Raw genomic sequence first — 18,732 nt, 5'->3', positions numbered from 1 at the left:
TGACTTTATAAAAAGCTTAGATTAATTTCTAAGCTTTTTTTATTTGTTTTTTAATTCAATTTTTGAATTACTGTTTTCAAACAATGGCAAATAATCATCAATTTTAAATGTTTTTGTATTGAATCTAGAGGTTCTATTTCTACCTTCTTGTTGTCTAATAATACTCCTAGCAAAACGTCTTATTTCCTTTTTAGTAGTTAAAATTATGCCAGGCACAGGTACACTTTTTCCTTCATCATCTTTAGCAACCATTGTAAAGTAAGAAGAGTTGCAATGCTTAGTTTCTCCTGTTCTAATATTTTCAGAAATTACGCGTACACCAACTACCATAGACGTTCTGCCTGTAAAGTTTATAGAGGCTTTCATAGTTAATAATTCACCAACCTCAATAGGATTCAAAAAGTCTACTTTATTAACAGAAGCTGTAACACAATAGTTACCTGAATGTTTTGATGCGCAGGCAAATGCAATTTGATCCATTAAATTTAAAATATGACCCCCATGAATTTTACCACTAAAGTTAGAATGTGATGGTAACATCAATTCAGTTATGTTTATTTGAGATTCGCCAATTTGCTTAAATTCTTTTTTTAGTTCTGCCATAAATCAAAAGTACAACTCTTTTGTATTTTATAAAATTGAGATTTGTGGTTAAATTTTAAGTCTGTTTTTTCCTTTTTAGGGGTAAATTTTCCCATCTCACTTTATTTATGTTTGTTAATCAGTAATTTATAAGTTAATTTATCTTAAATTTAAAAAATCAAGCAAGAACTTAAAATTTACAACTATGAATAAAAATTACATTTTCAAATTTATTTTATTAGCAATTCCTGTATCCGCATTTTTATTAATGTCGAGTTCAGGAGGAAGAAATGATGCCAGATCTGGTTCTCCAGGAGATGGAGGAGCATCTTGTGTTACCTGTCATCCAGGAGCAGTTACAGATGCATCAGCGGTCATTACATCTAATATACCAGCAGCTGGTTATGCTTTAGATACAGACTATACAATTACTATAAATACAACATCTAGCTCAAGTTCTGTTGGTTTTCAATTAACAGCAGAAAATAGTTCTGATACTAAAATTGGCGCTTTTACAGCAGGTTCAGGTTCAAGAATTATTAATAGTGGAGCTTCCATAACACATTCTACACCTTCAAGTTCTGGAGATTGGTCTTTTACTTGGAGATCTCCTTCTACAGATTTAGGAGCTGTAACATTTTACTCTGCTGTAAATGCAAGTGCTGGTCAAGGTTCATTTAGTGGTAATGATCAAGTTGTATTAGTTAATACACAAGCAGCCTCTTTAAGCATTTCAGATGCTCAAAGAATTGATTTTGCAATGTATCCAAACCCAGCAACTGATATTTTAAATATTGAATTACCAGAAATATCAGAAAAAGTGACTGTTGAATTCTATGATCAAATTGGGAAATTAGCATATACTCAAAATTTAGATGCCAATTCTAAAACTATTAATGTTAGAGATTTAGCAACAGGTATTTATATTCTTAAAGTAATCGCTGATAATAAAATTGGTACTCAAAAATTTATCAAGCAGTAAAAAAAACTTAATTTAAGGAATGAACCGATTGTATTTTTGCAATCGGTTTTTTATATGCCTTAATTAAAGTAAATTTGTGATGCTTTAAAACCAAAAAAATGAATTACATCTTATTCGATGGTAGTGTAAGAAATGCTTTACTACCATTTACCTTTACGAAACCAGTGGCAGATTTAAGAATTGGTATTTTAACCATTAGAGAAAAATGGGAAAAATACTTAGGCTTAACAACTACCACTATTACAGAAGAGTATTTAGAAGAAAAATACCCAATGGTTGAGTTAGAGGAAAACATTTTGATTAACGCCTCTTTTTGTCCAACAGAAAGTTTGGTAAATCAAATTCAAAATCTTGGTAAAAACGAAGCTATTTTTAAAGGAGATGATGTAATTGCGTTTCATACTTCAGATAAACAAGAAGAAGTTGATTTTAATGATTATAAGCAAATTGATTTTAATGAAGATGTTTTACAAATTAAGAATACTTGGGATATCTTCTCGCTAAATGATAAAGCAATAGCCCAAGATTTTGAGCTTGTTACAAAAGATAGAACATCTCAACCAATTCCAGAAGGTGTTCAATATATCAACAAAGAAAACATTTTTATAGAAGAAGGAGCAAAATTGACTTTTGCTACATTAAATGCTACAAATGGTCCAATTTACATTGGTAAAAATGCTGAAATAATGGAGGGCTGTGTAGTGAGAGGTGCTTTAGCTATGTGCGAAAATTCGGTTTTAAAATTATCGGCTAAGATTTACGGAGCAACAACACTTGGCCCTTATTGTAAAGTTGGTGGTGAAGTGAATAACTCAGTTTTAATGGGATATTCAAATAAAGGTCATGATGGGTTTTTAGGAAATTCGGTTTTAGGTGAATGGTGTAATTTAGGTGCAGATACAAACAATTCTAATCTTAAAAATAATTATGCAGAAGTAAAATTATGGGATTATGAAACAGGTAGATTTGCTAAAACTGGATTACAATTTTGTGGTTTAATGATGGGAGATCATTCGAAATGCGGAATAAATACCATGTTTAATACAGGTACAGTAATTGGTGTTTCTTCTAATATTTTTGGAAGTGGTTTTCCAAGAAATTTTGTGCCAAGTTTTAGTTGGGGAGGAGCATCTGGATTTACAGAATACAAAACCAACAAAGTTTTTGAAGTAGCAGATGTTGTGATGAAGCGTAGAAATTTAACTTTTGATGCTGTAGAACAGAGAATTTTAGAGAACGTTTTTGAAGAAACTAAGAAATACAGAAATTATTAAATAGTATTAATTCCATATATAAAAAAAGCAGTCATGAAAATGACTGCTTTTTTATTTAATTTCAAATAATTAATTTCTGTTAATTACACTTCCAGAACCTACAGATTTTTTACTAATATCAGAAGGGTTACCTTTGTAATAAATACTTCCTGAACCAACCACATTTGCTTTAATTTTATTCGCAACTGTAGTAGTTATACTTCCAGAACCTGCAATAGAGGCATTTAAAACATCAACTTTTAACTCATAGGCTTTTATGCTTCCAGAACCTGCAATAGAGCAATTTAATTCATTTGCATAGCCAGATAATTTAATATTACCTGAGCCACCAATGTTAGAGCTTATTTCATCTGCTTCAATATCTAAAGAAATATTACCTGAGCCACCTATAGAAACTTTAAATTCATTGGTTTTAATAGTTCCTTTGCTTTTAATATTACCTGAACCACCTAAAGAAACCATTTCTATATCATCATAAGTTACAGTAACAGTTAATCTTCTTGTTGTTCTAACATTAATATTTTTATCAAATTTAATTTGTAGTGTACCTCTTTTTACTTCTGTTTGTATATAGGGTATTAAGTTTTCTTCTCCTTCAATGCTAATGTTGCCTTCTTTTCCTTTCATTAAAATTACATCAAATGAGCCTCCAATAGCAATTCCATCATAATTAGATGTAGTTCTATCTACAGTAATTACATTTCCATTTCCTTTCACTTTTTTACTGTTTCCCCACCAGTTTTGTGCGTTTGTTGAAAAACTAAAGGCAGCAATAAATAGGGCAATTGTAATTTTTTTTAACATGTTTTATGGGTTTTTATGTTGATTTTACTTTTAAATATAGATTTCGTCTTCAATAATTTTTGGATTCTTTATCTGATCAATTTCTAATAATAAATTGTCTAAAATTTTTAAACGCTCCTCGTAGTTTTTAATCATCGCTTTAATAATTTTCTTTCTATTAGTTGCTAGAGAAAGCTTTGTAGTTAGTATAATGTAGCTTTCCTCCAAATCTTCTAAATCATTTAAAGCTTCTTCAATAATTGTTTCTGTTTCTAAACTTCTATTACTTTCTATTGTTTTTAGCTCATCATTTATGGTAGCTATAAAATAGTTCTGTATTTCTTCTACACTAGGATTTGCTTTAGCAATATCAATTTTATTTTTCTGATGATTATTACCTAACCAAAAACCCAGTACCAATACTACAGATGCTGCAACAGACAACCATTTCCAAGAAGTTCTGTTCACTTTTTTAGGTTGATTCAATTTACGCTCAAAACGTTCTAAGTGTCCTGAATGTGGTTCTTGAAAATCAAAATTATTTTCAGAAAAAAAATGTTCAAATTTATCTTCCATATGCTTGCGCTTGTATATTTTCTGCAAGTAACACTTGCTTTAATTTCTTTTTTGCTCTAGAAACTGTAGTTCTTACATTTTCATTAGTGTAATTTAGAATTTGAGCAATTTCTTCATAATCAAATCCTTCAATTAAATTAAGAGTGAGCACAACTCTGTAATTTTCTTTTAAATTTTGAAGCGTATCTAACACCATTTTAGGATTTAATCCTCTATAATCTATGGCTTCATCTTCAATTTCTGTATTTGGTATCACTTCTAACTTAACTTCTTGATACCTACTATTCTTTTTTAATTGAGTTAAACTTTTATTAATTACAATTCGTTTTAACCAAGCACCAAATGCAACCTCACCCTTATACGAATGCAATTTTGTAAAAGCCGTTAAAAAGGCTTCTTGCATAATATCTTCAGCTTCAAAACTATCTTTTAAAATTCTGTGGGCTGAATTATACATTGCTTTATAATAGGCATTGTAAATCTTCAGCTGCGCATTTTTATCTGACGATTTGCAGCGTTCTAATAGGTTGGTTATATGTGGTTGATTAGCTTCCAATTAAAAACTTCTATACTAAAGACTAAACTGTTTTTAACTTGTGACAGTTTCTCAAAATAAATTTACTTCTTTTTAAAAGAAGTTAAATTTTGATTAATGCAATTGATGTAAATATTCTTCAGCCTCTTTGTTTGTAGGCATTTTGTGAAGACTCCACTGTAGTTGATATTCAATGCACTCTCCTAATTCCAAATGTTTCTCAGGGCTCAAAACCTCCAATTCACTAAATAAATCATTTCCAAAAATCGTAATTGATGTTCCAAAATCTGGGTATTTTGAAGTTTCATCAAACGTAAAACTTTCTATAAATAGATGGTTTTCTAAATAACCAGCAACCCAATGTTTTGCATCTGCTCCAATTTTCTGAGGTAACTTATTTGATGATTTTAACTTTAAAATTCCATTTTCTACAGAAATGTTTTTAGCTGCATGATTTTTTGCATCTGGCCATTTAGAAATGGTATAACCATTTTTAAAAATACTTTTATTTGCAAGTTTTACATAAGCAGTATTTGGAGTTTTAATTTTAGATAAACTCCAAATGGTTAAAGGTATTTTTGATAGTAGCGTATTTTTTGTGGATTTTACTTTGGTAAGTTTTTGATGTATTGAAACATCACTTCCAGTTTCATTTACAGTGATTTTTCTTTCTATTTGAATCCCAAGAAAATCACTAATAGGGCTTTTTAAAATAACACCATTAGTCAAATAAGAAATAGAATAAGAACTCGCGTTTATAAAAGGATCAGGGATGTGTCTATACCCAGAAATTTCATGAAAATAATCTTCAGAACAAGGTAAAACTCTATTTCCACCCACGTTTGGAGCTTCAGTTTTGTTATTATAAAAGGTTCCATTTTTAAATGAATTACCTTTAAAATCTGAATTTTCATAGAATATATTTTCGCCATCTATCAGGCTATAGTGCAAAATTCTACCAACTTCAGGAACTACGATTAGCTGAATATCAGAATTTGAAATTTCTAGAGCCTCTTTCCAACCTTTATATTGAATATTTTTTACTGTAATTGATGACATTCACTACTATTTACAAACGATATAAATATAAGTCAACTTTAGTAATAATTATGAAATGGCATATTAATTGTTTTATTTAGATGAATTATCAATCTATTTTATGTAAATAATTGATAATGAATATTTTAATTTTTAAAATAGAATTCTGATGTTTGATAAGTATTTTCAATAATGTCAGAATGACATATATAAAGCATATGAGCAAATCAAAAGTAATAAAATTAGACAGTTTGTCTTTTCAGAATATTATGAATGAAGATTCTGAGTTGATTCCTTTAATGACGCCTGAAGATGAAGAAATCATTAATAAAGAAAGCGTACCAGAAGTTTTGCCAATTTTACCTTTAAGAAATACAGTTTTATTTCCAGGAGTTGTAATACCTATTACAGCAGGTAGAGATAAATCTATTCAATTGATAAAAGAAGCCAACAAAGGAGATAAAATAATTGGTGTTGTTGCACAACGTAATGAAGAAGAGGAAGTGCCAACATTAAAAGATATTCATACAACTGGTGTTGTAGCTCAGATTTTAAGAGTTTTAAAAATGCCTGATGGTAATACAACAGTAATCATTCAAGGTAAAAAACGTTTTGAAATAGACGAGTTAGTACAAACTGAGCCTTATTTAAAAGCTACAGTTAAAGAGGCTTTAGAAGATAGAGAAATTGAAGATAAAAAAGAGTTTGATGCAATTATAGATTCTATAAAAGAACAAGCTTTAGAGGTGATTAAGGAAAACCCAATGTTGCCTAGTGAAGCTTCTTTTGCCATAAAAAATATTAAATCTAATTCATTTTTAGTCAATTTTATTGCTTCTAATATGGATTTAAGTGTAATGCAAAAACAAGTTATTCTAGAAAAAGATAACTTAAAAGAACGTGCATTATTAACACTTAAAAACTTAAATAAAGAACTTCAAAAATTACAATTACGTAATGATATTCAGTCCAAAACAAGAGAAGATTTAGACCAACAACAGCGTGAGTACTATTTAAATCAGCAATTAAAAACAATTCAAGAAGAATTGGGGGGTGTTTCTAATGATCAAGAATTAGAAGAAATGCGCAAACAAGCTAAAAAGAAAAAGTGGAGCAAAGAAGTAGCTCAAACCTTTGATAAAGAAATAGCGCGTTTAAAAAGAATGAACCCTCAGGCTGCAGAGTATGGAGTGCAAAGAAGCTACTTAGAGTTAATGTTAGAATTACCTTGGGGAGTTTTCTCTGAAGATAAATTTGACCTTAAGCATGCAACCAAAGTTTTAGATAGAGATCATTTTGGACTAGAGAAAGTAAAAGAGAGAATTATAGAGTATTTAGCAGTTTTAAAGCTTAGAAACGATATGAAATCTCCAATAATCTGTTTATATGGGCCTCCAGGAGTTGGTAAAACATCTTTAGGTAAATCTGTTGCAGAATCTTTAGGACGTAAGTATGTAAGAATGTCTTTGGGAGGTTTAAGAGATGAAGCAGAAATTAGAGGACATAGAAAAACATATATAGGTGCAATGCCAGGAAGATTAATTCAAAATCTTAAAAAGGCAGGCACATCTAACCCAGTTTTTGTATTAGATGAAATTGATAAATTGGGGCAAAGTCATCAAGGAGATCCATCTTCTGCAATGTTAGAGGTATTAGATCCTGAGCAAAACACAGCCTTCTATGACAATTATTTAGAAGTGGGTTACGATTTGTCTAAAGTACTTTTTATTGCAACAGCCAATAATTTAGGACAAATTCCTTGGGCTTTACGTGATAGAATGGAAATTATAAATGTTACTGGTTATACTATTGAAGAAAAAGTAGAAATTGCTAAAAGACATTTGTTACCTAAACAATTAAAAGAACATGGGTTAACAACCAAAGATTTAAAATTAGGTAAAAAGCAAATTGAGCAAATTGTAGAGGGTTATACTCGAGAATCTGGTGTACGTGGTTTAGAAAAACAAGTGGCTAAGGTTGTACGTTTTGCAGCAAAGTCTATTGCTTTAGAAGAAGAGTATGATGTTAATTTATCTACTGAAAAAGTTGAAGAAATTTTAGGAACACCAAGAAATAGAGGTAAGTACGAAAATAACGATGTTGCTGGTGTAGTTACTGGTTTAGCATGGACTTCTGTTGGTGGAGATATTCTTTTTATTGAATCTATTTTATCTAAAGGAAAAGGAACGCTTTCTATTACTGGAAATTTAGGTACAGTAATGAAAGAGTCTGCAACTATAGCTTTACAATACATTAAATCGAATGCAGAAGAATTTGGTATAAAACCAGAAATCATAGAAAAATACAATGTACATATTCACGTGCCTGAAGGAGCTACTCCTAAAGATGGGCCAAGTGCAGGTATTACAATGTTAACGTCTTTAGTTTCTACCTATACCCAAAGAAAGGTAAAGAATAAACTTGCAATGACTGGTGAAATAACTTTAAGAGGAAAAGTATTACCAGTTGGCGGAATTAAAGAAAAAATACTAGCTGCAAAAAGAGCAAATATCAAAGAAATTATTCTGTGTGAAGACAATAGAAAAGATATTTTAGAGATCAAAGAAAGCTATTTAAAAGGCTTAACATTTCATTATGTTACAGAAATGAAACAGGTTTTAGATATTGCACTTACAAAGCAAAAAGTTAAAAACGCTAAGAAATTAGTGTAAAAAAAAAGCCTCCAATTTGGAGGCTTTTTTTAATCGCAATAATCACAATCAGGCAAATCTAATTGCCTCTGTAACTCTTTGTAATAAGCACATTGCTTTCTCAAAGCATCATCTTGACCATTACACTTGTAAGCATAAGCTGCTTGACATTGGTAATCATATTGCTGGTCTATATTGCTAGGTCCTACATAACCATCACAAACAGTAGAGTTGATTATTGCATCTTCCTCTTCTTCAATTCCAAATAGTTCTTCACAGCTATAAAAGCTGATTGTAAATACTGTTAACAACAGTAGTAAAAATCGATTTCTCTTTTTCATAAAAATTTATTTTTAGTTAATACTCAAAACTAGTAGAATTTAATGTTAGTTGAAATACCTAAAACTGGGTATATTTTTGGTAATAAAAAGCGCCTGCTAATTTTGTTTATTATGCATTTAAATTTAATTTGCGGTACTTTTAAATGCTATGAAAAATTTTGATGTAATTATTGTTGGTGCAGGTACTGCAGGGTTAATGTTAGCTAGAGAATTGAGTAAATCTAAAAAGCAAGTACTTGTTTTAGATCGAAAAAAACAGCTTTTAGAATTCTCTTTCAATACCCTTGCTAGTTTCATTAACCTTGATGAATTTAATTTATCGAACAATGTAGTAGCGCAAAAAATTAATAAAATTACCTTTCATTCTAATTCAGTAAAGAGTTCATTAAAGGCAGATTTATATACCTTAGATAAGAAAAAGGTACATGAAGAATTGGTAGAAACTATTGATAGAAAATTTGTAACCATTCAATTAAATACCAATATTAAATCGATTATTACTGATGATAATCATCACTTTACTTCAGTAATAGATCAGAATAAAAAAGAATATTCAGCTACTATTTTTGTGGATGCTTCAGGTACAAATGGTGTATTGAGTAAAAAAGTTGGTTTGCTACCAAAGAAAACACAATTGGCTACAGGTGTTGAGTATAATGTAAAATATAAAGGAAATACTAAAGAAATCTTTTTGCTGATTGGAGAGATGTATCAAGGAGGTTATGGTTGGATTTTTCCCTTAAAAAATAACAGAGCCATTATTGGCTTTGGTACTTTTGATGAAGCTATTGTTAAGGATTTAAAGAATAGATTACATCAAATATTAGAAATACCAATGATTAAAAAGTTGGTAGAAAAAGATAATGATAAAGTAGAAGGAGGGAGCATACCAATTACACCTGTTATAGAAAAATTTGTGCTGAATAATTTAGTATGTGTAGGCGATAGTGTATCTCAAGTAAACCCTATAGTTGGTGAGGGTTATAAGTTTATTTTTGAGTCTGCAATAATGGCAAATAAGGCCATAATTTTAGCATTAGAATCTAATGATTTAACAAAGTTAAAAGACTATGAAGTGCTTTGGAGAAACCGGTTTTCTGAAAACTATAAAAGATCTAAAAGAAGTCAAGAACGCTTTTTTAAATACTCTCAAAATAATTTTGTGATGGATTTTATAGTCTTTCTATCAAAATTGATTCCTAGTAAACGATCTATAAGATCGCTTTCTGGAGAATATGGTTTAGAACAAGAATAGCAATTTATTATTCAAGTTCTGGCTGGCTTTGCCAAATTACATTTACAATTTTCCAAGTATCATCAACTTTAGCTAAATGAAATAAATCAATACCCCAAGCTGCAGTTAATTTTGCTGACGCAGTTTTTGAATTAACATCAAAAATTTCTATTTCTTTAGGTGAGTTTTCATCAGCTTGATCAAAATCTGAGTTCCACCTTGCAGCCAATCTTACCAATTGTTGATGTGTCATTTCTAAATTATCTATGTATTCTTTTTTCTCAGGATTAAAGTAATAACCAACTTTTCTTAATTTAGGATCTACACTTTTTATAATTCTGGTAGAATCTACCAAATAAAGAGCTTCTACATAATCTAAAATAGCACCTCTTACATTGTCATAATCTTCTTGATTGTATGTTTTTTCTTCAAAAGTATTCTCTTTGCTATTGCTAACATTACAAGATGTGGTGAGTGAAAAAATAAAAAGAAGACTAGAGAATAAGGTAGTTTTGGCTAATTTCATAATAAATAGATGTTTTATCTTGCTAAAGATAAGCAAAATAGCCAATTAATTATTTGAGATTAGTATGCTAAGAAAAGTGTTTTTTTGAAGCTTCCCAATAAACATCCATTTCAGTTAAAGACATGTCAGATAGGTTTTTACCTTCTTTTTTAGCGGCCTCTTCTAAAAACTGAAATCGATTAATAAATTTTTTATTCGTTTTTTCTAATGCGTTTTCTGGATTCACATTTATAAAACGAGCATAGTTAATCATTGAAAACAAAACATCGCCAAACTCTTTTTCTATGTTTTCTGAATTACCAGCTTTTATCTCGTCATTCAATTCTGAAAGTTCTTCTTGTACTTTTTCCCAAACCTGCTCTGGTTTTTCCCAGTCAAAACCAACTCCAGCTACTTTATCTTGAATACGATTGGCTTTTACAACTGCAGGTAAACTTTTAGGAACACCTTCCAGAACAGACTTATTACCTTCCTTTAGTTTTAGTTGTTCCCAATTTCGTTTTACATCTTCTTCATTTTCAACTTTAACATCACCATAAATATGAGGATGCCTATCAATTAATTTATCAGAAATACTATTGGCAACATCTGCAATATCAAAAGCATTTTTTTCACTTCCAATTTTTGCGTAAAAGATGATATGTAACAGAACATCACCCAATTCTTTTTTGATTTCTTGTAAATCATTGTCAAGAATTGCATCTGCTAATTCGTAAGTTTCCTCAATGGTTAAATGTCTAAGGCTTTCTAAAGTTTGTTTTTTATCCCAAGGACATTTCTCACGCAAATCATCCATAATATCTAACAGACGATTAAATGCAGCAAGTTGTTCTTTCCTAGAATTCATTATAAACTTTATTAGACCTATAAACTGATAATTATTATGATGAAACTACTCAGTTTCTTCTGCAGTATTTTCTTCAGAAACAGCAGTGAAGTCCATGCCTGCATCAACTAAAAGATTGTACCACTGAATTACTTTTTTAATGTTAGAAGTGTACACTCTTTCATCATCATAATTAGGTAAAACTTCTGCAAAAAAGCTAGTTAGTTTTGCGCCACTTTCTTTATGAGAAATTGCTTTTTCACCATTAGTTTTTTCAGACATTGCTTTAAATACTTCTAACAATGGTAAATCTTCTTCGTAAGTATAGATGGCTATATTTTCTAATAAACTTACGTTTTGTGTTGCGTTAATTGCCACTCTTTTATTGTCATTTAAACCTTGAACAATAATAGCGTTTTTAGATTGTGATATTACTTGAAATAAGCCTGGTTTACCAGCTACTGAAATAATTTTACTAAATTCCATATTAATATTTTTTTGTCTAGAATAGACTTTATTTTTTCTTCTTTAAATTAGGAAAGCGCATTCTATAATCTGCTCTTATTTTTCCTTTAGATATATTTTCTAATTTTCTTTTAATTAATCTCTTTTTAAGTGAAGACACTTTGTCTGTAAATAATACACCCTCTATATGATCGTATTCATGCTGAAAAACTCTAGCAGCTAAGCCGTCTAAAACCTCAGTATGCGTATTAAAGTCTTCATCTTGATATTCTAAGGTTACCTTAGATTTACGAGTAACATCTTCTCTAACATCTGGTATACTTAAGCAACCTTCATTAAATGTCCATTCTTCACCTTCTTCATCGATGATTTTTGGATTAATATATACTCTATTAAAATCTTTTAATGTTGCTCTTTCTTCATCATCTAAATCATCATCTTCTGCAAAAGGTGATGCATCAATAACAAAAAGACGAATTGCTTTACCAATTTGTGGTGCAGCCAACCCAACTCCAGAAGCATTGTACATGGTTTCTTTCATGTTTGCAATTAGCTCCTTTAAATTAGGGTAGTCTTTATCTATTTCTACTCCCATTTTTCTTAAAACAGGATCTCCATAAGCAACTATAGGTAAAATCATTTTTTTAATTTTAAAGATTGCAAAAGTACAATTTAGAATTACGAATTACGAATTTTGAATTCAAAAAATCTTCTTAATATTATTGGTTATATAAATAAGATTGTAAGATAATTGTGGCACTTATTTCATCAACTAAAGCCTTGTTTCTACGTTGTTTTTTCTTTAAACCACTGTCTATCATAGTTTGAAAAGCCATTTTAGAAGTAAAACGTTCATCAACTCTTTTTAAAGGAATTTTAGGAAACGTTTTTTCGAGTTTTTCTAGAAAAGGTTTAATTAAAACCTCACTTTCACTATCAGAATTATCCATTTGTTTAGGTTTACCCAATAAGATAAGTTCTACTTTTTCTTGTTTAAGGTAGTTTTTTAGAAAAGGCAGCAATTCATTTGTGGCAACTGTTTTTAAACCAGAGGCAATAATTTGTAACTCATCAGTTACAGCAATTCCTGTTCGTACTTTTCCAAAATCTAAGGCTAAAATTCTTCCCAACTTAAAATTATTTTGTACAAAAATAAACCTTAAATTCTAACAAAGAATAAAATACAGTTTATAATATTGTAGAGTTTAATAAAATGCATTCAATAATTTAAACAATCATAACTAATATGTTTAAAAAATGTATATTCGCTCTGTATTTTAACAATCGATTTATATTTGCAGAAATCAATATATTAAAATGGAAGAAATTAGAGAAATTATAGAGTCAGCTTGGGAAAATCGTGATTTATTAAAAGAAGAAAAAACGATTAACACAATAAGAGAAGTAGTTGATTTATTGGATAAAGGTGAATTAAGAGTTGCTGAACCTATAGAGAATGGTTGGCAAGTAAATGAGTGGGTTAAAAAAGCAGTTGTTTTGTATTTTCCTATTCAAAAAATGGAAACTTTAGAAGCTGGTATTTTTGAATATCATGATAAAATTCCCTTAAAGAAAAACTTTGCTGACAGAGGTATAAGAGTTGTACCAAATGCTGTTGCAAGACATGGAGCCTATATCTCTGCTGGAACTATTTTAATGCCAAGTTATGTAAATATTGGTGCGTATGTAGATGAAGGTACCATGGTTGATACTTGGGCTACTGTTGGTTCTTGCGCTCAAATTGGTAAAAATGTACATTTATCTGGTGGTGTTGGTATTGGTGGTGTTTTAGAACCATTACAAGCTGCTCCAGTTATTATAGAAGATGGTGCTTTTATAGGGTCTAGATGTATAGTAGTAGAAGGTGTAAGAGTAGAAAAAGAAGCGGTTTTAGGTGCAAATGTTGTGTTAACAATGAGTACTAAAATTATAGATGTAACAGGTGATGAGCCAGTGGAAATGAAAGGTTTAGTACCTGCAAGATCTGTGGTAATTCCTGGAAGTTATACTAAAAAATTTGCAGCCGGTGAATACAATGTGCCTTGTGCATTAATTATTGGAAAAAGAAAAGAAAGTACCAACAAAAAAACATCTTTAAACGATGCTTTACGTGAGTATGATGTAGCTGTTTAAAGATTATTTTATATGACTAAAATCACTGCTATAATTCCGACTTTAAATGAAGAAATTCATATTGAAGCAGCTATTAAGACAGTTAGTTTTGCTGATGAAATTATAGTAATTGATTCTTATAGTACAGATGATACTGTTTTGTTGGCAGAAAAACATAAAGTAAAAATCATCAAACGTAAGTTTGATGATTTTTCTTCTCAAAAAAACTTTGCAATTGAACAGGCAAAGCATCCTTGGATCTATATTTTAGATGCAGATGAAAGAGTAACTCCACAAGTAAAAAAGGAAATTTTAGAGGCTGTAGAAAACCCAAAAGGAAAAGTGGGATTTTATGTTAGAAGAAGCTTTTATTTTGCAGGTAAAAAAATAAAATATTCTGGATGGCAAAGAGATAAAGTTGTTCGTCTATTTTTAAAAGAGTTTTGTAAATACCAAGGTATTGTTCACGAAACTATTAAAACTAATGGAGAAATAGGTTTTTTTAAAGGTAAAATAGATCATTTTGGATATAAAAATTATGATCATTTTATATCTAAAATACATCAATATGCAGAATTAAAAGCTAGAGATTTGCATGCAAAAGGGAGAGCAGTTCATGCATTTCATTTGGTTATAAAACCTATTTACAGAGTTTTTTCTCACTTTATTTTAAAAAGAGGTTTTTTAGATGGCTATACTGGTTTAATATTGTCAATTACCCAGGGTTATGCTGTGCTAACAAGATATATTAAACTATGGCTTTATAACAGAAATGTTAAATAAGTTTTATTGTTTTGTCTTGTAAAAAAAGTAATTTCTAACACATCTTTGGAATTTATACGTAACCAAAGAAATAAGTTGCCAAAAAGGCCTAAAAATTTCTCGAATCACTTTTTTCCAAGCAATCATGTTGTTTTGCTGAATAGTACTACCACCCATTTGTTTATCAATACTTTTTACATATTGTTTGTTGGTAGAAAATAACGGAACTTTATGTTTGTAAACATCTTGCTTCATTACATCAATAGGTGCATAATAATCACTTAAATTATTAGTTAGTTTCTGTGCTGCATTTTTACCTATGACTTGACCTATCATTAAAACAGGAGGCATTAAAAACTTAGTTAATAAAGTGTTTTTTTCTAAAGCATAAAACCCTTTTTTTCCTGAAATATCAATAAAGTCGTTAATTGTAATTTGAGATAAAAGTTGTTCTAAATCTTCAGTAAAATTATTCTGAATTAACGCATCATCTTCTAAAACAATCGAAAAATCTTCAGGTTGTTTTGATAAAAACTCCCATAATTTAAAATGAGTTAAGCAAATACCAATTTCACCATCATTGGGTAAAGGGTAGTGTGCTAAAATATTATGTTTTCTTTTTTCTTCTTTTAATATTTTAGGGTCTAAATCTTTTCCATAAGTAGCTGAAATCCTGGTTATTGGTATATTTAATTTGTTGAATTGTTCTTCCATAAAAGCACGTCTTTCAGTGCTTTTATCTAGATTTATATAATAGAATTTGTAAGATATCATAATGTTATCCATGATTTGCAAGCAACTTCATTTTCTTTATCTACAAACCAATTTTTAGGAGCTATCACAATTTTATCGGGATTTTGGTTTAGCCAAGCACCCCACCAAGAAAAACTGCTGTTGGCTGTAATGTTATGGTTGCACAAAGTCATTAAATACATATCCTCATGTGGAATTACATTATGATCAATATAAGTGGCATTAGTTATGTTTAAGTTGTCTTTTACCCAAGCAATATCGTCAGAAAAAACAAAAAAATGAACATTTGAATTTTGTTTTGAAATGTGCTCAATAGCGCTGCTGTAATAATCTAAATCACAAGTACCATGAACTTTGTTTGCTTTTTTATCGGAAATATAATCTCCTCTTCTCACATGCAGAGAGCAAGTAGTTTTTAATAATTCTATTTGATTTTTAATGGCTAAAGTAGATTTAGCTAATTCTTTTTTAATTTTAAATTGATTTATTAGAATTTCTCTAATATCACTAAAATATTGCTCTGCCTGAAAATATCCCTTGATAAAGGCATTGTTGTTAACCTTCAAAAGATCTTTATGGAATAATAAATTAGGCTCTTTTATGGTTTTCTTTAAACCAATTTTAGATAGAAAAGCTGAAGAACTATTTGCAGTCTCTAAATCAATTCTAAACTTATCTAAATGATAGCCTCCATGAAGTTTATAGCTTTTAAATTTAGAAATGTCAATTTGTACTTCATATCCTTTTTCAGCCAAGGATTTTGCATACGCATATTGAAACATTTGGTTTCCTAGTCCACCAAGAATTCTAACAACAACCATTAAAATTTTCTAAATTTAAAATTGAGTACGTACAAAAGTACGAATGTTATCACAAATTCTTTTGCCAATTGGCGCTTAAAACATCTGAAAACAATAAATTTGCATTTTTTCAAAAACACATGAATTACAAAGAAGCCTTAACCTCAGAAATTTTTACTTTTATTTCACAAGCTGCAAAAAATCTAGAAATAGATGCCTATGTGATTGGAGGTTATGTGCGTGATTTCTTTTTAGATAGAGGCACAGCTAAAGATATTGATATTGTTGCTGTTGGTAGTGGAATTGATTTGGCTTTACAAGTTTCTAAGTTGTTGCCTAATAAACCAAAGGTTCAAGTTTTTAAAACATATGGTACAGCCATGTTACGTTATAAAGATATAGAAATCGAGTTTGTTGGTGCTAGAAAAGAATCGTACACAGAAAATAGTAGAAATCCGCAAGTTTCTTCTGGAACGTTAGTAGATGATCAAAATAGAAGGGATTTTACAATTAATGCATTAGCTTTAAGTTTAAATGATGCCAATTTTGGTGATATATTAGATCCTTTTAATGGAATGAAGGATTTAGAGGATAAGATTATTAGAACTCCATTAAACCCAGATATAACCTATTCTGATGATCCACTTAGAATGATGCGTGCAATTCGATTTGCAACTCAATTAAATTTTGAGATTGAAGCATCTTCTTTGGCTGCAATTTCTAAAAATGCACATCGTTTAAAAATAATTACAAAAGAAAGAATTGTAGTTGAGTTGAATAAAATTTTAGCTGCTAAAAAACCTTCTATAGGTTTTCTGTTATTAGAAAAAACAAAATTACTACCTCAGATTTTACCTGAGTTAATTGCTTTAAAAGGAGTAGAAGAAGTAGAAGGCCAAAAACATAAAGATAATTTTTATCACACATTAGAAGTTGTTGATAATATTTCTAAAAATACAGAAGATGTATGGTTAAGATGGGCTGCTTTGTTGCATGATATTGGAAAGGCGCCTACAAAGCGTTTTAGTAAAAAAGTGGGTTGGACATTTCATGGTCATGAGTTTGTAGGATCTAAAATGGTTTATAAAATTTTTAAGAGATTAAAAATGCCCTTAAATGCCAAAATGAAATTTGTTCAAAAAATGGTGTTATTAAGTTCTAGGCCAATAGTTTTAGCTTCAGATGTTACAGATTCTGCAGTTAGACGTTTGGTGTTTGATGCTGGTGAAGAAATTAACGATTTAATGACTCTTTGTGAAGCAGATATCACCACTAAAAATCCTAGAAAATTCAAAAAATATCATAAGAATTTTGAGCTTGTTCGAAAGAAAATTAAAGAAGTAGAAGAAAGAGATCGAATAAGGAATTTTCAGCCACCAATTACTGGAGAAGAAATTATGACAGCCTTTAACTTAAAACCATGTAGAGAAATTGGTCAAATAAAAGAGGCTATAAAAGAGGCAATTTTAGAAGGAGAAATACCTAATGAACATCAACCTTCATATGATTTTATGATTCAAAAAGGATTAGATTTAGGGTTAAAAAGAAAATGATTTAAGATTTATGCAAAAAGTTTCAAACTTTATTTCCACAGCTTTTTTAGAACTTAAGTTAAAATCTTTTGATAACAAACAAGAATTAGTTCTAGTCACAGGTTCTGATAGCTCTCACTATAAAAGTTTATGCCAACTTCTAAATAGTATTAAAACTTTTGAAAAGAATACTAAAACTGTAGTTTTTGATTTAGGGCTAACAGAAGAAGAACAATTATCTCTAGAACAATCTTTTGACTTTGTTGATTTAAGGAAGTTTGATTATTCTAAATATCCAGCGTATTTCAATATTAAGAGTAATGCAGGAGAGTATGCTTGGAAACCAGTAATAGTGCATAAAGTTTTAAATGAATTTAAATGTTCCGTTTGTTGGATTGATGCTGGTAATGTAATTACTCAAGAGTTAAAAAGCTTACGAAAAGTTATTGAATATTTAGGGTTTTATTCACCATTTTCTAAAGACACAATTGCTGATTGGACACACTATAAATCTTTAAAAATTTTAGAAGTATCAAACAATAAAACGTTGCTTAAACAAACCAATTTAAATGGTGCTTGTATTGCTGTAAACTATAATTGCGAAACTGCTAGAGTGGTTATTGAAAAATGGAAAGATGCAGCTTTAAATAAAAAGGTAATTGCTCCTGAGGGTAGTAGTAGAGACAATCATAGGCAAGATCAAGCGATTTTATCTGTTTTAGCTTATAAGCATATTCCTGAAATTTCTAAAAAAATGACCTTTAAAAAGTTTGGGTTCAAATTACATCAAGATATAGATTAAGCTCAACTACTCTTAATTTTTAGCTTTTAATTCATTTATTAAACTTTTACTGGCATTATAGTTTATTATTTTTTTAATTTACTTTTTACATTATCAGTAGAATTAGTGAGTATTTTATATTAAATAATTACAAATAATAGTAAATTGTTATAAATAAT

At 29.7% G+C, this 18,732-nt stretch carries 21 protein-coding genes; 8 read left to right on the top strand and 13 right to left on the bottom strand.

Going from position 1 to position 18,732, the window contains the following annotated elements; all coding sequences use genetic code 11:
* Nucleotides 1–39 precede the first annotated feature (39 nt).
* On the bottom strand, nucleotides 40–603 hold the full coding sequence (locus MED152_RS04120) for an acyl-CoA thioesterase (protein ID WP_015480603.1): 564 nt from the start codon (nucleotides 601–603) through the stop codon (nucleotides 40–42).
* A gap of 184 nt (nucleotides 604–787) precedes the next feature.
* Here MED152_RS04120 and MED152_RS04115 point away from each other — a divergent pair, with 184 nt between their 5' ends.
* Both MED152_RS04115 and MED152_RS04110 read left to right on the top strand, forming a co-directional pair.
* Nucleotides 788–1,564, top strand: a complete 777-nt coding sequence (locus tag MED152_RS04115; protein WP_015480602.1) for a choice-of-anchor V domain-containing protein — start codon at nucleotides 788–790, stop codon at nucleotides 1,562–1,564.
* A gap of 98 nt (nucleotides 1,565–1,662) precedes the next feature.
* Nucleotides 1,663–2,838, top strand: a complete 1,176-nt coding sequence (locus tag MED152_RS04110; RefSeq protein ID WP_015480601.1) for a GlmU family protein — start codon at nucleotides 1,663–1,665, stop codon at nucleotides 2,836–2,838.
* Between the two features lie 69 nt (nucleotides 2,839–2,907).
* On the opposite strand, the gene MED152_RS04105 is transcribed toward MED152_RS04110, so the two are convergent.
* From MED152_RS04105 to MED152_RS04090, 4 genes are all read right to left on the bottom strand, one after another.
* On the bottom strand, nucleotides 2,908–3,642 hold the full coding sequence (locus tag MED152_RS04105) for a head GIN domain-containing protein (RefSeq protein WP_015480600.1): 735 nt from the start codon (nucleotides 3,640–3,642) through the stop codon (nucleotides 2,908–2,910).
* 30 nt (nucleotides 3,643–3,672) lie between these two features.
* Complete coding sequence (locus MED152_RS04100) at nucleotides 3,673–4,197, bottom strand: hypothetical protein (RefSeq protein WP_015480599.1); 525 nt, start codon at nucleotides 4,195–4,197, stop codon at nucleotides 3,673–3,675.
* Entirely contained in the window at nucleotides 4,187–4,753 is a 567-nt protein-coding gene (locus tag MED152_RS04095) for an RNA polymerase sigma factor (RefSeq protein ID WP_041383377.1), read from the bottom strand. Before MED152_RS04095 ends, MED152_RS04100 begins: the two co-directional genes overlap by 11 nt.
* Nucleotides 4,754–4,846: 93 nt before the next feature.
* Complete coding sequence (locus MED152_RS04090; RefSeq protein WP_015480597.1) at nucleotides 4,847–5,791, bottom strand: hypothetical protein; 945 nt, start codon at nucleotides 5,789–5,791, stop codon at nucleotides 4,847–4,849.
* A gap of 197 nt (nucleotides 5,792–5,988) precedes the next feature.
* Between MED152_RS04090 and lon the strand changes: the two genes are divergently transcribed.
* Nucleotides 5,989–8,442: an endopeptidase La gene (lon, locus tag MED152_RS04085; protein WP_041383375.1), complete on the top strand. Its 2,454-nt coding sequence runs from the start codon at nucleotides 5,989–5,991 to the stop codon at nucleotides 8,440–8,442.
* Between the two features lie 29 nt (nucleotides 8,443–8,471).
* Here the strand turns inward: lon and MED152_RS04080 are convergent, their stop codons facing one another.
* Entirely contained in the window at nucleotides 8,472–8,762 is a 291-nt protein-coding gene (locus MED152_RS04080; protein ID WP_015480595.1) for a hypothetical protein, read from the bottom strand.
* Nucleotides 8,763–8,910: 148 nt separating this feature from the next.
* Here MED152_RS04080 and MED152_RS04075 point away from each other — a divergent pair, with 148 nt between their 5' ends.
* Entirely contained in the window at nucleotides 8,911–10,017 is a 1,107-nt protein-coding gene (locus MED152_RS04075) for an NAD(P)/FAD-dependent oxidoreductase (RefSeq protein WP_015480594.1), read from the top strand.
* A 7-nt stretch (nucleotides 10,018–10,024) separates the two neighbouring features.
* On the opposite strand, the gene MED152_RS04070 is transcribed toward MED152_RS04075, so the two are convergent.
* The 5 genes from MED152_RS04070 to ruvX form a co-directional block, all read right to left on the bottom strand.
* Nucleotides 10,025–10,522 carry a nuclear transport factor 2 family protein gene (locus MED152_RS04070; RefSeq protein ID WP_015480593.1) on the bottom strand — a complete coding sequence of 166 codons (498 nt, stop codon included), beginning with the start codon at nucleotides 10,520–10,522 and terminating at the stop codon, nucleotides 10,025–10,027.
* Between the two features lie 67 nt (nucleotides 10,523–10,589).
* Nucleotides 10,590–11,369 (bottom strand): nucleoside triphosphate pyrophosphohydrolase, encoded by a 780-nt coding sequence (mazG, locus tag MED152_RS04065; protein WP_015480592.1) that lies wholly within the window; start codon nucleotides 11,367–11,369, stop codon nucleotides 10,590–10,592.
* A 45-nt stretch (nucleotides 11,370–11,414) separates the two neighbouring features.
* On the bottom strand, nucleotides 11,415–11,834 hold the full coding sequence (locus MED152_RS04060; protein ID WP_015480591.1) for a DUF5606 domain-containing protein: 420 nt from the start codon (nucleotides 11,832–11,834) through the stop codon (nucleotides 11,415–11,417).
* A 28-nt stretch (nucleotides 11,835–11,862) separates the two neighbouring features.
* Nucleotides 11,863–12,453, bottom strand: a complete 591-nt coding sequence (gene def / locus MED152_RS04055) for a peptide deformylase (protein WP_015480590.1) — start codon at nucleotides 12,451–12,453, stop codon at nucleotides 11,863–11,865.
* Between the two features lie 79 nt (nucleotides 12,454–12,532).
* On the bottom strand, nucleotides 12,533–12,943 hold the full coding sequence (ruvX, locus tag MED152_RS04050) for a Holliday junction resolvase RuvX (RefSeq protein ID WP_015480589.1): 411 nt from the start codon (nucleotides 12,941–12,943) through the stop codon (nucleotides 12,533–12,535).
* 187 nt (nucleotides 12,944–13,130) lie between these two features.
* On the opposite strand from ruvX, the gene MED152_RS04045 reads away from it, so the two are divergent.
* Complete coding sequence (locus tag MED152_RS04045; RefSeq protein WP_015480588.1) at nucleotides 13,131–13,946, top strand: 2,3,4,5-tetrahydropyridine-2,6-dicarboxylate N-succinyltransferase; 816 nt, start codon at nucleotides 13,131–13,133, stop codon at nucleotides 13,944–13,946.
* Nucleotides 13,947–13,958: 12 nt separating this feature from the next.
* Nucleotides 13,959–14,708 (top strand): glycosyltransferase family 2 protein, encoded by a 750-nt coding sequence (locus tag MED152_RS04040; protein WP_015480587.1) that lies wholly within the window; start codon nucleotides 13,959–13,961, stop codon nucleotides 14,706–14,708.
* 3 nt (nucleotides 14,709–14,711) lie between these two features.
* On the opposite strand, the gene MED152_RS04035 is transcribed toward MED152_RS04040, so the two are convergent.
* Complete coding sequence (locus tag MED152_RS04035; RefSeq protein ID WP_238559157.1) at nucleotides 14,712–15,461, bottom strand: glycosyltransferase family 25 protein; 750 nt, start codon at nucleotides 15,459–15,461, stop codon at nucleotides 14,712–14,714.
* Complete coding sequence (locus MED152_RS04030) at nucleotides 15,458–16,261, bottom strand: alpha-1,2-fucosyltransferase (RefSeq protein ID WP_015480585.1); 804 nt, start codon at nucleotides 16,259–16,261, stop codon at nucleotides 15,458–15,460. The genes MED152_RS04035 and MED152_RS04030 overlap by 4 nt, the downstream gene beginning before the upstream one ends.
* A 119-nt stretch (nucleotides 16,262–16,380) precedes the next feature.
* On the opposite strand from MED152_RS04030, the gene MED152_RS04025 reads away from it, so the two are divergent.
* Nucleotides 16,381–17,793: a CCA tRNA nucleotidyltransferase gene (locus MED152_RS04025; RefSeq protein WP_015480584.1), complete on the top strand. Its 1,413-nt coding sequence runs from the start codon at nucleotides 16,381–16,383 to the stop codon at nucleotides 17,791–17,793.
* A 10-nt stretch (nucleotides 17,794–17,803) separates the two neighbouring features.
* Nucleotides 17,804–18,574 (top strand): DUF1647 domain-containing protein, encoded by a 771-nt coding sequence (locus tag MED152_RS04020; RefSeq protein ID WP_015480583.1) that lies wholly within the window; start codon nucleotides 17,804–17,806, stop codon nucleotides 18,572–18,574.
* Nucleotides 18,575–18,732 lie beyond the last annotated feature (158 nt).

Origin of the sequence: Polaribacter sp. MED152 (genome assembly GCF_000152945.2) — a bacterium.
Lineage (GTDB): Bacteria > Bacteroidota > Bacteroidia > Flavobacteriales > Flavobacteriaceae > Polaribacter.
This window is presented reverse-complemented; position numbering and strand designations above follow the sequence as displayed.